The organism is Runella sp. MFBS21 (assembly GCF_029433105.1).
Taxonomy (GTDB): domain Bacteria; phylum Bacteroidota; class Bacteroidia; order Cytophagales; family Spirosomataceae; genus Runella.
Window position 1 is genome coordinate 95,856 of sequence record NZ_JARNTW010000006.1, and the last position, 13,099, is coordinate 108,954.

Genomic DNA, 13,099 nt, shown 5'->3' on the forward strand with positions numbered 1-13,099 from the left:
GGACGGGACTTAAAACCATATACCCATGATGAAATTAAAACATCTTTGTTTGGTTACGTTATTTGCAATGACGACAGTAATGGCTCAAAAGCCCATTCGTGAAACATTGCTTCAACAGGCCAATCGCCAATTTGATTTACAAGCTTACGCCAAAGCTGTTGCCCTCTATCAAGAAGCACTAGAAAATGGCATGACTCCGCTCGAACAACGTCAACACGCAGAGTTAAACATGGCTTATGCTTATTTTCGATTAGGGGACAACCCAAAAGCAGAAGAATTTTATAAAAAAGCTCTGGCCGATAATACCACTCTCAAAGGTGCTTCTATATACCATTATTTGCACTATGCCAAAGTCTTAGCCAATAATGGTGACATGCGAGCCTCTCAACGCTACTATGAACTTTATGAAGCTACAAAAGCTACTGAAGACAGAAAAAGTCAAGAATCCCTGACGCTAACCAAACGTAAAATTACCTACCGACTCGATTATTTAGCTATCAATACTCCAAATGCGGAATTTAGTCCCACTTATTTTAAAGACGGACTTGTTTTTGTATCAGGTAAGGCGCCAGCTGCTATCTCATCTGAAGCACCTGAGAAAGGATATTTAGATTTGTTTTATATTGCAAAGCCAGACGAGATAAAATCAATAAGCTCATTAAATGCTGAAGGAGTAGAAGAAGAGGCTAAAGACAATACAAAGCCTACTCGCACCCAAGGAAGACGACTAGGTTCTGATGCTTACACTCGTGTTACTTCAAATGATTCAAAATCCCTAGGTACTTATAACAGCTACGGACTCGATGACCTACGAGGCAGTAAAGGTGAAGTGGTACGCCCAGGCAAACCTGTGCCTTTTAGTAAAGCCCTCAATACTCGTTTTCATGAAGGCCCTGCTACTTTCAGTGCTGATGGCTCGCAGATTATTTTTACCCGCAACAACTTCAACGAAGGACACAAAGGTGTAAGTGAGGACAATAATGTCAAACTTAAACTTTACAGCGCTCAATGGGGAGCTGATGATTGGACAAATATCAAAGAACTTCCTTTCAATAGCGATGACTACTCAACGGCCCATCCTTCTTTAAGCAAAGACGGCAACCTTTTGTATTTTGTATCAGATATGCCCAATGGCGTAGGAGGAAAAGATATTTATGTTTCTCGTCTCGAAAACGGTCAATGGACTTCCCCTGTCAATCTCGGTAAAACATTAAATACCCGGCAAGATGAACTATTTCCTTTTGTAGATGACCGAGGAAATCTTTATTTCTCTACCGCAGGTCGTAAAGGTGGCTTAGGTGGACTAGATTTATACTATGCCATTTTGAGTAAAGACGGCACAAAAGTCATTGAAGTAATTCATCTTGATGCTCCTATCAATTCCAAAGGAGATGATTTTGGCTTAGTGACAGATGGTGCTCGGACAATGGGATATTTTAGTAGCAACCGTCGAGATGGAGATGACGATATTTATCGTTTTACGCGCGAAAGTTCCATGTATGAATGCCGAGAACTTCTAATCAAAGTATTTGAAAGTGAATCTATGCAACCACTCGAAGGAGCTACCATCACTGTACGGTCTAAAATCGGAGGAGAACCTTTAGAAAAAGGACTAGAAACTAGTGCTAATGGATGGGCACATCTATGCTTAGCTTCCGATAATGATTTTGTCTTTACGGTATCGAAAGAAGGATTTATCGACAATACTGTGGGCTTCTCTACCCGTCATCTTACCGACGATAAACCTACAAGATTAGAAGTAAGTATTAGCCAACCCACCGGAGTAGAACCAATCACAACATCCAACTTAGAAAAAAAAAAAACTTCGGCCAGTGACTCTCTCCAAATTTTAAAACATTCTAAAGTAAAAGGAGTAGTCAGGACAGAAACCAACAGCCAACCTATCGAAGGAGTACTAGTAAAACTTAGAAATGAGTGTGACAAAAAAATATATGAAGTAATCACGGGTCCAGACGGTAGGTATGAATTTGAAATTTCGGAAGGTTGTGATTATACACTCATCTACTCAAAAGATACTTATGGAACCAATACCCTGAAAATCAAAAAAGTTCCTAAAAAAACCCCTCCAAAAGTATTGTCTAAAGATGTTGGCCTACTTAAAAAAGGAGATATTGTACAACTTGATAATATTTATCATGACCAAGGAAAACCAGGCTTAAGACCCGACGCAGCTCGTGAACTCGACAAAATTGTAGCTACTATGAAGCGCTATCCCTCTTTGCAAGCCGAAATACTATCGCATACTGATAGCAGAGGAGATGCAAACTCCAATAAGGTACTCTCTCAAAAAAGAGCTCAAGCTGTGGTAGACTATATGGCCTCGAAAGGTGTAGCTCGCTCTCGTATGAAAGCTACTGGTATGGGTGAAAGCATGCCCGTCAATGGCTGTGTAGATGGTGTAATATGTACCGAAGCTGAATATCAAAGAAATAGAAGAACAGAGTTTAAAGTACTAGAAATTAGATAATTAATCAATTTTATTTAATACTAAAAGAGAGCAGGGCATATACCTTGCTCTCTTTTTTATTGAGGTTCATTGATAAAAAGTCTATTTTTGGCAGTTGCTTTCATATTTCTATTATCAGTACCATAACAAACACTAAAAGCATCCAAAATGGGTCTTCGATCTTCGTTAAGTAAACCACTTGCCAAGTATATTGCCAATCAGCAACAAACTTGGATGTACAACGCTCCCGCTTTTCAAAATATTTGGTACAAAAAACTAGTTAATCAAGCAAAAAACACTGCTTTTGGAAGAGACCACTTCTTCAAAGACATTCATTCTTATGAGGATTTCAAGCAAGCAGTGCCTGTTAGAGATTACGAAGATATTAAAGGCTATGTGCAGCAAATTATTGAAGGGAAGGATGATATTCTGTGGCCTGGCAAACCGCTCTACTTTGCTAAAACCTCTGGTACTACTTCAGGGACCAAATATATACCTATCAGTAAAGATTCTATACCCAACCATATCAATTCGGCACGGGATGCGTTACTCAACTATATCAACGAAACGGGTAAAGCTGCCTTCTTAGACAATAAACTCATTTTTTTATCTGGAAGCCCTGTATTGGACACCAAAGGAAGTGTACCGACGGGTCGGCTTTCGGGTATTTCTAACCATCACGTGCCCGCCTATCTCCGCACCAATCAGCTACCGAGCTATGAGACTAATTGTATCGAAGAATGGGAGGAAAAATTGGATCGTATTATCGATGAAACGATTCATCAACCTATGGGATTAATTTCGGGTATTCCTCCTTGGGTACAAATGTATTTTGACCGAATCAATGCCCGTACAGGCAAACCTATCAAAGACGTATTTCCTACTTTTGAGTTATTTGTATATGGTGGGGTTAACTTTGAGCCTTATCGTGCCAAATTATACGATTCTATAGGTAAAAAAATAGACTCTATCGAAACTTACCCTGCTTCGGAAGGTTTTATTGCCTATCAAGATTCGCAACATGCAGAGGGGCTTTTACTACTTGCTGATAGTGGCATCTTTTTTGAGTTTATTCCGACAGATGAGTTTTTCAACGAAAATCCTTCACGCTTGTCTTTAGAAGAAGTAGAAATCGGCAAAAACTATGCTCTCATTATCAACAACAACGCGGGGCTTTGGGGGTATTCGCTAGGAGACACGGTCAAATTTGTATCAAAAAACCCATATCGCCTTTTAGTCACTGGCCGCATCAAGCATTTTATTTCGGCCTTTGGCGAACATGTCATCGGAGAAGAAGTAGAAAAAGCTTTGAAATATGCCATGCAGCGCCATCCTGAAACCGAAGTTGTGGAATTTACAGTGGCGCCTATGGTCTCTCCTTCCGAAGGTCTTCCTTATCATGAATGGCTTGTTGAATTTGCGACTCCTCCTAACGACCTTCAACAATTTTCCTTAGATATTGACAAACGTCTTACCGAACTCAACGTATACTATGACGACTTGATTTCGGGTAGTATTTTGAGACCCTTAAAAATACATTCTTTGCCAAAGAATGCATTTATTAACTACATGCGCTCCCAAGGAAAGCTCGGTGGACAAAACAAAGTACCCCGATTGTCCAATGACCGAAAAATTGCCGATGTAATCGTAAGACTCTAAAACTAGGCAAGCTTTCCGAAGAAATAGCATTACAGGATTTATCCTACTATATCACTCCCTTTTGACTCATAACCATGACCAAAAGGGAGTTTTTTATATCCAATTTTCATCATTTTGGTATAATTTTTGCTGTATTTTTTATACTTTTATTAAGATTTTTAAAATTCCAACAAAACAGTTTTAAGATAACAATTTGATTAATGTATATCCTAAAAATGCACTTATAAATACCTCTAAAAATACGTCACTTTTAGGACTGTTTGGCATACTATTTTTACCGTTAAATAAGTTTTATTTTGTAATAAAACTTAGGGTGTTATATTGCAACTAACTGATACTCTTAGCTTAATTTTTTTGGCGGTTGCACAATTTTTAACTAACTTTACGTTAATTATGCTGTTCAGCTATGAAAAAACGATGTAAAAAAGCCTTTTTTTGAGTATTACATCGTATTGTTTAACTAACCAAAAATCGTTTTGAAAAGAAGACAATGCATCATCTTATCAACGCTTCTATTGTCAAGCGGAGTAGTTAAAGCTGAGGGCTTTAACGAATCTTCATGTATTCGTTTTTGTGACGAGCCGCTACCCGTTTACGAAAACAAAGTGCTTAATTATTTTCAGTCGGCTTTGCTGCACACAGCTAGCTTACCGCTACCTCAAATCAAAGCCAAAGCAGAGAAGTTTTTTAAGGTCATTGACCCCATTTTAGAGCAATATCAAGTACCCAGAGATTTTAAATATTTGTGTGTTGTTGAAAGTGCTCTTAACCCAAAAGCTATTTCTCATAAAGGAGCATATGGGTATTGGCAATTTATGCCTCACACTGCACGCGCAATGGGACTGGTCATTGACAACAAAGTTGACGAACGTGAAAACCTCGTCAAATCTACTCACGCAGCTTGTCAGTACTTTTTAAGCCTATACAATGAGCTAGGCTCTTGGTCGTTGGTGGCAGCCGCTTACAACGCAGGCCCCACTAAGGTGAAAAAGTATCTGAGCAATCACGGAAAAACAAACTACTATCATTTACGGATTAGTACCGAAAACCGTAAATATCTTTATCGGGTTTTGGCGGCGAAAGAACTCTTCACTCGCCCCATAATGTATAAAGCAGTAGTTGAGGAAGGGCTGAGCCTTCAGAAGTACATCATGCGGCATGGCGTTGCTTTAGGACTTATAATGCCTCCTAAAGTAAAACTTAAATCATCTCACAAAGACAAACTAGAAATCGAAGTATTTTCTTCTACATTTAATGAAGGAATTTTAACTGGCTTCGAAGATTTAGTGCCATTGTCTTTCAAACGCAAAGGTGATTTCAGACGTTTCAATCAAGAATTGTACGAAGATTTGGAATTGGCGCAAAATCAAGAAAAAAGAAAACGGCTCATATGGTGGCGAGCCCCTAGGCTGAACACTCGCCGCCGCAACGACTTGCAAACGCTTCTTTCGGAAGCTCGTAGCAAGCTTGGCCGACAGCCTCTATCCAAGACAGGCTTAGCATAATTAAACGAAAAGGCCATCCACACGGATGGCCTTTTCGTTTTGAAGCATCTATAATAAATTAAGAGGCTTGTTTTACCAACTGTACGTTGACGTATAGTTTTACATCATCACTCACTACTACCCCCCCCGCTTCAGTCACCGCACTCCAGTTAAGATTGAAATCTTTACGATTCACTTTTCCACTGATTTCGAAACCTACTTTAGAGTTTCCATAAAAGTCTACCATAGAACCTCCGTAAGTGGCTGTAAGTGTGACTGATTTTGTAACTCCTCTCATGGTCAAATCCCCAACAACTTCGTAAGTTTCTTCGTCTTTCTGAGTAAAAGAACTAGAAACAAAAGTAAGTTTAGGGTGGTTTTCGGCATCAAAGAAATCGGCGCTTTTTAAGTGAGCATCGCGCTGCTCCATGTTGGTATCAATGCTGTTGACATCAGCGCTGAATTGTACACTTGCTCCCTCAAAACTATCGCCTTCTGTTTCAGCCGAACCTTCAAAGCTTTTAAAACTTCCTGTAACTGTCGAAATCACTAAGTGTTTTACTTTAAATTGGATTTCACTGTGAGTAGGGTCTATTACCCAGCTGGTTTTTCCTTGAGTTGCCATTGTTGTATAATGTTTTTTTTGTTCTAATCTTGTTTGACGATGCAAATATATATGTATATACATTTAATGTCAAAACATTTTATACATTTTTTTTATTTTTTTATCAATAGATATTTATATACTTCAAAATACTATTTCTCACTGTATACCATTTTTAGAATTCTCACAAAAAATTAGGCCAGCCCATGAGCTGACCTAATTTTGGGGCAACTTATCAGCATTAAGCTAATTCAAAAATCACCTCAATTTCGATGGCTGCCATTCGAGGTAGAGAACCCATCCCTACTGCACTACGTGCGCCTACCCCTTTTTCATCACCCCATATTTCGGCAAATAGTTCACTACAACCATTCATGACGTAGGCGTGTTGTTCGAATTCGGGGATAGCATTAATCATTCCCAAAATTTTTACTACTTTATTGATACGATCAAGGCTGCCAAATTGAGACCGTAACGTAGAAAGCAGCAAATATCCTGTTTTGCGAGCGGCCTCTTTAGCTTGGTCGGCATCCAAATCTCTTCCTACTTTTCCGGCGATGAGGCTGCCATCCAAGTCAAGAGATATGTGGCCTGAAATATAAGCTAAATTTCCTGTCACCACGACAGGAGTATAAACTCCCCCTTTGGCGGGAGGAGAAGGCAAGGTAATACCAAGATTGGCTAGGTTTTGTTCTGGAGTCATAGAAATAGATTAATTCGATTGAATTGTAAGTTTTGTACCTGTTGTATTTTTAGTGAGTGCTTGGCGCAGTTGGTCAGCATGACAAATCGTAACCTGTCCTACTCCATTTTTTAGCGCATTAAAAGCATTATCAAGCTTTGGAATCATTCCTTTATAAATCACCCCAGCCGCTTTACAAGAGGCGTATAGCTCTGGTGTAAGTACAGGAATGATAGATTCTTCGTTTTCGGGGTCTAAAAGCACGCCTTTTTTCTCAAAACAATAAACCAGATTCACATCGTACAATTCCGCTAATGCCACTGCTACCGACGACGCCATCGTATCAGCGTTGGTGTTGAGCATGACTCCCAAAACAGGGTCGAAAGTCAAGGGAGCTACGATAGGAATAAGTTTACTTTTTAAGAATACTTGAATTTGCTTGCTATTTACTTCATCAATATCTCCCACAAAACCATAATTGATAATAGGCTCTACCGTCTCGTTGACGGGGCGCTTATGAGCGCGTATGATACCCGCATCCGCTCCTGTCACTCCTAGGGCATTGACTCCAAGCGATTGAAGAGTTGCCACTATGTTCTTATTTACCAAACCTCCGTATACCATCGTCACTACATCAAGCATAGCGTGATCAGTAATGCGCCTACCGTCAACCATTTCTGTCGGAATTCCTAACTTTTCAGCCACTTGTGTTGCGATTTTTCCACCGCCATGCAGTAAGATTTTGTGACCTTTGAGTCCAGCAAAAGACTCCAAAAACGAGCGAAGTGCTTCTGGATTGTCAATTACGTTTCCGCCAATTTTGACGACGAAGAGTTTTGGTTTCATATCAATTATACATTTTGTGTTATTTTCGCTTCAAAGTTACACACTCATGCTTCACAAAACACGCGGTATTGCCCTCAATTATATTCGCTACCGCGAAACTTCAATCATTGTAAAGATATATACGGAAGAATTTGGCATTCAGAGCTATGTCGTAAATGGTGTCCGAACTGCTAAATCTAAAACCAACAGAATTGCGTTGTTTCAGCCAATGACTTTACTAGATTTGGTGGTATATCACAAAAGTAAAGAACAGACAATTCACCGCTTAGCAGAAGTAAAATGCAGCTTACCTTTCAAAAGTCTTCCTTTTGATTTTATCAAATCTAGCATTTCGCTATTTATCACGGAACTATTGGTCAAAACACTGCGCGAAGAAGAAGCCAATGCCGCTTTATTTGAGTTTTTGAATGAGTCCATTATTTATTTAGAAGAAAGCGCCGAAGGATTTGAGAATTTTCACTTGCAATTCTTAGCTAAATACTCCTTTTATTTAGGTTTTGGTATCGACACCGTCCGCGAAATGGAGCAACAACTCGCCGAAAATCATTATCCTTATACCTTAGATGCCCCCATGAAAGAGGCACTCCAAAGATTCATTTTACTTCCCTTTGATTACCCCAATTATTTGGATCGCCAACGTCGTCAACAGCTTCTCAATACCCTCATTTTCTATTACAAAACTCACCTAGAAGGCCTTGGCGAAATCAAATCATTGGAAGTACTGCGTGAAATCATGAAGTAAAACTGCCTTACTAAATATCCATTACCGTAAAAACAACACTCGTAGAATAATTGCTGGCAGGTATCAAAACTGATATTCCACGGATTTCGTACTGAATAGGTACATCAAAACGATTGGAAAACCCTCTAAATATCTCCTGATTACTTCCCGAAAGTTGCACATAACTTGTGGTACCATTGGGGGAAATCGTGCCTAAAACAGGGGTCAGAATACCGGTACCATCTCCTGTTTTTCGAATCCAAAGCGATAAATTTGAATTCCAAGACGCATCTTGCTTATAGACAAGCACTCGCCAGCTTGTCAGCAGAGCTAAGCCTACCGTTATGGTAATAGTGCTTTGATTAGCAGCACTTGTGGCGGTAGAAGCATAATTACTCCCTGCTTCTGTAATAGTAGTAGCACTAGCATTCCAAGTAATACCCGTTGCCGAAATGTTTTGCCCTAAAGCATTACTCAGATTTAACCAATACAAAATACAGATGCAGCTTATATATTTCATCAATTATCGATAATAGTGTAAGTTATGGTCACAGTATTGGAAAGATTATGGCGCAATTGTCCGTAGTTATCTATTTCTAAGCTATAAGTCAAATTATAGCCATTTGTGCTTCCTGTCCCAGTGTAAGCAGCACCGATACCTGTCACAATATTTTGAGAAGTAGTACTTAAATAAACATTGGACAGAGGTGTGCCAAGCGTTCCTGCTCCTACTCCTGTATAGGAGCCTAAATTAAGCTTAAGTTTAACTCCCGTAGGCACTGCTCCTGCCGTAATTTGGGCCGTAATACGCCTACTCCCACCCGTAGTTATAGCTGAAGTAAAATTTAGCCATTTGGAAGTATTAGTAGAAGGAGTAGTAACAGGACTCCCCGCTTGGACAGGCGCTTGTAAAGCCAATGTAATAGATGCATTGGAAGGCTCTATATCTAAAAGTGCTACTGTTGGCAAATTTAGATTAGTTATCACTGAAACAGTGCTCTGTGCTTTTACTCCTAAACATCCATATCCTAAAATCAATATGATACACCATTTCATTCTTTAGCTCCTAGATAAAAATTATTCTCTGTAAAATGGATTTTTCGTTCAATCGGTTTTACTTTAAAAAATAGCTCATGAGAAGCCTCTTCCGTGACTTCTACATCACTGACAACATTATCTATTTTATATTTTTCGCCATGGCCCGGTATCCATATCATCACTTTCCACGGTCCAGGCTTTACTTCTTTAAAGGTAAAAGTATCTTTGTCGCTCACTTTTGTCACATAGCTTTCGGTATCGTTATAAAGCTTTGCGAGGATAGTGGGCTTGTTGGTAAGTAGTTCTTTAGTACGTGTTTGTGTACTTTTTTCAAACATTACTTTTCCCATCACTATCCCTGCTTTTGAGAAAGGTATATCGACATAATAACTGCTATCGGATTTTATTTCTATTTCCAAAGGGGTAGCAATCGCCGGTATATCTCCTATTTGCATCGACGACCTCACTAGGGTAATGTAATATTTATTAGGCAGCAGATTGTTGATAGCAAACTGCCCATTTCGGTCACTTACCAGCTTTTGGTCACCTATCTGTAAAATCACACCATTTTTCCTGACATTAGCAGGGCCTGTTATTTTGCCTTTAAGACTCCCCAGCTTTGTGTTTTTGGCAATAGGCGGTCTGAGCTTTAAAGTATATTTTATACCTAAATACAGCGTATTTTGCTCCGTAATATTGGGATAATAGGCCTGACTCCCCACTATACTCAACTGATGATGTGGAAGATTGAGATTGGCTTGTAAATCAAAAAAAGAGCGTTTTTCAGTAAGTTCGTCAATCGTATAATTGTTTCGATACAAAAGCGACAAATCAAAATATTTCTTAAACTGAAGCCTCAGCGTTCCTCCATAAAACATAAAATCTTGTAGTTCATTTTGCATAGAATACCTATTGGTACGTAAGTATTCTACATTGCCCCCCAACGCAAAAACTTTCAATATCACTACCTGCGCTTGTATCATACCCTTGATAGACACCCGGCTTGAATCTTTATCGGGCGATACGAGCAAATTGTGAGTATAGCCATAGTTGCCATCCATCCAAAGATTAAATCGGCGGGTGTTGAGAAAATGAGTATATCTTATAAATTCTTCTTTAAAATTGAATTTTTGAGGCATAACGCGGTCTTCTCGATGAAGTTCATTATAACTTAACACAAAACGATTACGGGTATTAGGGCGTAGAGTCAGCTCGGCTATGTTGCTCTTATAATAAGGGGCTTGACTAAAAACAGTCACGTCCAAACTTGGGTTGATTTGATTATAGTTGCCAATCGCCCCCAATGTTAGTTTTTTGGTAATTGCATAGTAAAGTGAGGCATTGAGCAAGCGGCTATCATTATAAAATCCATAGAACTGTTGCCCTGCATATACCACATTAGAGAAAAAACGAAGCCTTTGGGTCGAAAAACTTAACCTACCAAAAGCCCCCCAATCAAAGCGGTCGTTGGTTTGGCTACCTGTAGCTTCCGCCTCCAACCATATCCGTTCTTTTTTGATGTAAGTAGATAGTCCTAAAAAATTGGTTTCTAGGTTTTGTCCATTGTAAACATGTTGTTTTGACAAAAAATTAACCCCAATAGCACTTTTAGGAGTAGGATTGAATACATAAGCTCCTCCCATTATTTTTTTTGTATCTGGAAAAAACCTAGGTTCTTGATAAAATCCCGATACTGTAGAACGCCCCACTGAGTGATCTACTTTAAAACCTCTTCCAAAACGACTTAACTCGATAAGGTTTGTAAATACTAAACTATAGTCTGCTAATGCCAAATCGGTATGCTGACGAGCCGAAGGCTTGTATGAATAATTGAGGGAATATTGCTCATACGACCCAATCGCCGCATAGCCAAATTGATTTTGGCTACGTGCTACAAAATCAAGATAATGCTTCTGAGAAAAATCTAAATTCCCCCCACCTCGGATATCATATTGAAAGCCTTCGCGTTGTTGATTTACACTTCTAAAAGTATGATACAATACCCCTACCTCTACTGGAAACCGTAAATAAGGGTCGCTTTTTTTGTTTTTGGCTGCATATACGGGAATACTTTTTACCTGATAAACAGGCCGGCTTGTATCCCCAAAACTTACTTTTAAATCCGAATTAACAATCCACATATTGCTTTCGGTATAAGGTATAGATTGATGCACCCATACACGGACTGATTCATTCTTTTCTAACAAAAGGGAACTTTTATGACCCTCTATTTGTCCTCGGCTACTTTTTAGCTCTATTTTTTCTTTTTCATTGCCCAAATTCTGAATCAAGTATTCAATTTTCAGGGTTTCACCTTCTTTGACATATTCAGGATAAACAAGCGGGGTAATTTCTACCTTACGAAGTTTTTCTACCCTTATCTTTATCTCTTTACTTTCTTTTTCAAAACCTTTTTCCCAAGTTCTAAACAACACAACATACTCTCCTGCTGAAGTAGTACGGGGGGTAGCTACGGTATAAGAATAACTCAAAACCCGTGACTGATTAGTGATTTGGGGCAGCTTCTTAGCCAATACTTGCCAATCTTTAGGCAGATTGAAGGTAGTACCAAAGGTAGGGTCGTAAGGTTCGTCACGCTTTATTTCAACAAAGAGCGTAAAATAATCTCCGGGTTTTATTTGCTGGGGTGGATTCAGAATGACAATAGAAAAATCCTCTATCGCAAAGCCAAAATGAGACCACACCAAGAATGGTATGACGCAAAAGTATTTCTTCACGGTATCTATCTCATGGATATTGTCAGTCTATCTCTATGACCAAATTGGTCCCAAACAGATTTTGTCCATAGTCGGCAATCAATACAGCCTCATATTTGCCAGAAGGAAGGTCTTTGATTTCGATATCAAAATCCTTACACGTGAAAGGATATACTTTTTGAGAAGGTGCTTCCAATGCCAGAAGTTTTTGCCCGTCTTTGCCATATATCTCCAACATAAGCTTAGGAATTACCATAAACTTCCCAAGGTTTTTGATTTTGGCTTGCACGATTTTATGCTTTGGGTCCGCTTTTTTGAAGACTACATTCTCAAAATGTAATTGAGGGCTTTCAGAAATTCCAATATCCAATACTACCTGAACGGCATATCTGATTCGAGATTCTATCGCCAAGCTCCCTTCTTTTTCTTTGAAAAGTGGGGGCGCTCCTTCTACCATGAGCACCCCCCAATAAGAACCACCTAAAGTCGAATCTTGTGGAATACGGATAGTATAAAGAATCTCATAGCTTTCGCCCGCTTCCAAAACTTTTTCGTCAATGTTGGTTTCCAACCATTTGCCCAAAGTTCTGGGATCGGCACCTACTTCCACAAAATCGGTTTTACCGTCACAAGTCTGAACCAATCCTTTTTTATATACCAAGACTTTTTCGGGACTTGTACCTACATTTTTGACCTGAATCTTTCCATTCATCGCCTGCCCTTGATTCCCCGAATGTATATGAGTCAGGCCATTCAAAACAATGATTTTGGCCGATACCCATCCACTAACTAACATCAGACTAATAGCCTGAATAAAAAACTTAGCCATATGTCGTACAAAAATTAATGAAATGGATCGGATTCCTAAACTTTACCCTTTG

General features: G+C 39.2%; 11 protein-coding genes. 4 read left to right on the forward strand and 7 right to left on the reverse strand.

Annotated features, from left to right (window positions below; all coding sequences use genetic code 11):
* The first annotated feature begins 25 nt into the window (after nucleotides 1-25).
* From P1X15_RS14775 to P1X15_RS14785, 3 genes are all read left to right on the forward strand, one after another.
* The gene (locus P1X15_RS14775; RefSeq protein WP_277338902.1) at nucleotides 26-2,488 is read left to right on the forward strand and encodes an OmpA family protein; all 2,463 of its coding nucleotides are present in this window, start codon (nucleotides 26-28) and stop codon (nucleotides 2,486-2,488) included.
* Nucleotides 2,489-2,635: 147 nt separating this feature from the next.
* Nucleotides 2,636-4,126 carry a GH3 auxin-responsive promoter family protein gene (locus P1X15_RS14780; protein ID WP_277338903.1) on the forward strand — a complete coding sequence of 497 codons (1,491 nt, stop codon included), beginning with the start codon at nucleotides 2,636-2,638 and terminating at the stop codon, nucleotides 4,124-4,126.
* 476 nt (nucleotides 4,127-4,602) lie between these two features.
* Entirely contained in the window at nucleotides 4,603-5,631 is a 1,029-nt protein-coding gene (locus P1X15_RS14785) for a lytic transglycosylase domain-containing protein (RefSeq protein ID WP_277338904.1), read from the forward strand.
* A gap of 58 nt (nucleotides 5,632-5,689) precedes the next feature.
* Here the strand turns inward: P1X15_RS14785 and P1X15_RS14790 are convergent, their stop codons facing one another.
* From P1X15_RS14790 to argB, 3 genes are all read right to left on the reverse strand, one after another.
* Complete coding sequence (locus tag P1X15_RS14790) at nucleotides 5,690-6,235, reverse strand: YceI family protein (RefSeq protein WP_277338905.1); 546 nt, start codon at nucleotides 6,233-6,235, stop codon at nucleotides 5,690-5,692.
* Nucleotides 6,236-6,455: 220 nt separating this feature from the next.
* Nucleotides 6,456-6,917, reverse strand: coding sequence for a RidA family protein (locus tag P1X15_RS14795; protein WP_028663680.1), 462 nt, complete (start codon nucleotides 6,915-6,917; stop codon nucleotides 6,456-6,458).
* A 9-nt stretch (nucleotides 6,918-6,926) separates the two neighbouring features.
* On the reverse strand, nucleotides 6,927-7,742 hold the full coding sequence (argB, locus tag P1X15_RS14800) for an acetylglutamate kinase (protein WP_277338906.1): 816 nt from the start codon (nucleotides 7,740-7,742) through the stop codon (nucleotides 6,927-6,929).
* A gap of 46 nt (nucleotides 7,743-7,788) precedes the next feature.
* On the opposite strand from argB, the gene recO reads away from it, so the two are divergent.
* Nucleotides 7,789-8,484, forward strand: a complete 696-nt coding sequence (gene recO, locus P1X15_RS14805) for a DNA repair protein RecO (RefSeq protein WP_277338907.1) — start codon at nucleotides 7,789-7,791, stop codon at nucleotides 8,482-8,484.
* A 10-nt stretch (nucleotides 8,485-8,494) separates the two neighbouring features.
* Here the strand turns inward: recO and P1X15_RS14810 are convergent, their stop codons facing one another.
* Genes P1X15_RS14810 through P1X15_RS14825 form a run of 4 tightly spaced genes read right to left on the reverse strand, consistent with a single transcriptional unit; the run spans nucleotide 8,495 to nucleotide 13,047 of the window.
* Nucleotides 8,495-8,983, reverse strand: coding sequence for a hypothetical protein (locus tag P1X15_RS14810; RefSeq protein ID WP_277338908.1), 489 nt, complete (start codon nucleotides 8,981-8,983; stop codon nucleotides 8,495-8,497).
* Nucleotides 8,983-9,519: a hypothetical protein gene (locus P1X15_RS14815; RefSeq protein WP_277338909.1), complete on the reverse strand. Its 537-nt coding sequence runs from the start codon at nucleotides 9,517-9,519 to the stop codon at nucleotides 8,983-8,985. Before P1X15_RS14815 ends, P1X15_RS14810 begins: the two co-directional genes overlap by 1 nt.
* Nucleotides 9,516-12,239: a hypothetical protein gene (locus P1X15_RS14820; protein ID WP_277338910.1), complete on the reverse strand. Its 2,724-nt coding sequence runs from the start codon at nucleotides 12,237-12,239 to the stop codon at nucleotides 9,516-9,518. Before P1X15_RS14820 ends, P1X15_RS14815 begins: the two co-directional genes overlap by 4 nt.
* 22 nt (nucleotides 12,240-12,261) lie before the next feature.
* The gene (locus tag P1X15_RS14825) at nucleotides 12,262-13,047 is read right to left on the reverse strand and encodes a hypothetical protein (RefSeq protein WP_277338911.1); all 786 of its coding nucleotides are present in this window, start codon (nucleotides 13,045-13,047) and stop codon (nucleotides 12,262-12,264) included.
* Nucleotides 13,048-13,099: the final 52 nt, after the last annotated feature.